The organism is Vibrio sp. Vb0598, from assembly GCF_033338935.1.
GTDB classification, from domain to species: domain Bacteria; phylum Pseudomonadota; class Gammaproteobacteria; order Enterobacterales; family Vibrionaceae; genus Vibrio; species Vibrio alginolyticus.
The window spans coordinates 1-1,807 of sequence record NZ_JAWOTP010000070.1 but is presented as its reverse complement, the minus strand read 5'-3'; the positions used below and the strand labels follow the sequence as shown (position 1 = coordinate 1,807).

Annotated in this window: 2 protein-coding genes; one reads left to right on the top strand and one right to left on the bottom strand. The window is 61.5% G+C overall.

Annotated elements, in window-relative coordinates:
* Positions 1-89: 89 nt before the first annotated feature.
* On the bottom strand, positions 90-1,280 hold the full coding sequence (tet(A), locus tag R7Q38_RS22940) for a tetracycline efflux MFS transporter Tet(A) (protein WP_047706567.1): 1,191 nt from the start codon (positions 1,278-1,280) through the stop codon (positions 90-92).
* A 105-nt stretch (positions 1,281-1,385) separates the two neighbouring features.
* On the opposite strand from tet(A), the gene R7Q38_RS22935 reads away from it, so the two are divergent.
* Positions 1,386-1,807: TetR/AcrR family transcriptional regulator C-terminal domain-containing protein (locus tag R7Q38_RS22935; protein ID WP_318114408.1), on the top strand; the 422-nt coding region annotated here is incomplete at its 3' end.

The window sequence follows — 1,807 nt, the reverse complement described above, 5'->3', positions numbered from 1 at the left end:
GGTTTGCGCATTCACAGTTCTCCGCAAGAATTGATTGGCTCCAATTCTTGGAGTGGTGAATCCGTTAGCGAGGTGCCGCCGGCTTCCATTCAGGTCGAGGTGGCCCGGCTCCATGCACCGCGACGCAGCGCCGGCAGGCAGAGCAAGTAGAGGGCAGCGCCTGCAATCCATGCCCACCCGTTCCACGTTGTTATAGAAGCCGCATAGATCGCCGTGAAGAGGAGGGGTCCGACGATCGAGGTCAGGCTGGTGAGCGCCGCCAGTGAGCCTTGCAGCTGCCCCTGACGTTCCTCATCCACCTGCCTGGACAACATTGCTTGCAGCGCCGGCATTCCGATGCCACCCGAAGCAAGCAGGACCATGATCGGGAACGCCATCCATCCCCGTGTCGCGAAGGCAAGCAGGATGTAGCCTGTGCCGTCGGCAATCATTCCGAGCATGAGTGCCCGCCTTTCGCCGAGCCGGGCGGCTACAGGGCCGGTGATCATTGCCTGGGCGAGTGAATGCAGAATGCCAAATGCGGCAAGCGAAATGCCGATCGTGGTCGCGTCCCAGTGAAAGCGATCCTCGCCGAAAATGACCCAAAGCGCGGCCGGCACCTGTCCGACAAGTTGCATGATGAAGAAGACCGCCATCAGGGCGGCGACGACGGTCATGCCCCGGGCCCACCGGAACGAAGCGAGCGGGTTGAGAGCCTCCCGGCGTAACGGCCGGCGTTCGCCTTTGTGCGACTCCGGCAAAAGGAAACAGCCCGTCAGGAAATTGAGGCCGTTCAAGGCTGCCGCGGCGAAGAACGGAGCGTGGGGGGAGAAACCGCCCATCAGCCCACCGAGCACAGGTCCCGCGACCATCCCGAACCCGAAACAGGCGCTCATGAAGCCGAAGTGCCGCGCGCGCTCATCGCCATCAGTGATATCGGCAATATAAGCGCCGGCTACCGCCCCAGTCGCCCCGGTGATGCCGGCCACGATCCGCCCGATATAGAGAACCCAAAGGAAAGGCGCCGTCGCCATGATGGCGTAGTCGACAGCAGCGCCGGCCAGCGAGACGAGCAAGACCGGCCGCCGCCCGAAACGATCCGACAGCGCGCCCAGCACAGGTGCGCAGGCAAATTGCATCAACGCATACAGCGCCAGCAGAATGCCATAGTGGGCGGTGACGTCGTTCGAGTGAACCAGATCGCGCAGGAGGCCCGGCAGCACCGGCATAATCAGGCCGATGCCGACAGCGTCGAGCGCGACAGTGCTCAGAATTACGATCAGGGGTCTGTTGGGTTTCACGTCTGGCCTCCGGACCAGCCTCCGCTGGTCCGATTGAACGCGCGGATTCTTTATCACTGATAAGTTGGTGGACATATTATGTTTATCAGTGATAAAGTGTCAAGCATGACAAAGTTGCAGCCGAATACAGTGATCCGTGCCGCCCTGGACCTGTTGAACGAGGTCGGCGTAGACGGTCTGACGACACGCAAACTGGCGGAACGGTTGGGGGTTCAGCAGCCGGCGCTTTACTGGCACTTCAGGAACAAGCGGGCGCTGCTCGACGCACTGGCCGAAGCCATGCTGGCGGAGAATCATACGCATTCGGTGCCGAGAGCCGACGACGACTGGCGCTCATTCCTGAAGGGCAATGCATGCAGTTTTCGACGGGCGTTGCTCGCTTATCGCGATGGCGCGCGTATTCATGCCGGGACGCGGCCAGCCGCGCCGCAGATGGAAAAAGCCGACGCGCAGCTTCGCTTCCTTTGCGATGCTGGCTTTTCGGCAGGTGACGCGACCTATGCGTTGATGGCAATCAGCTACTTCAC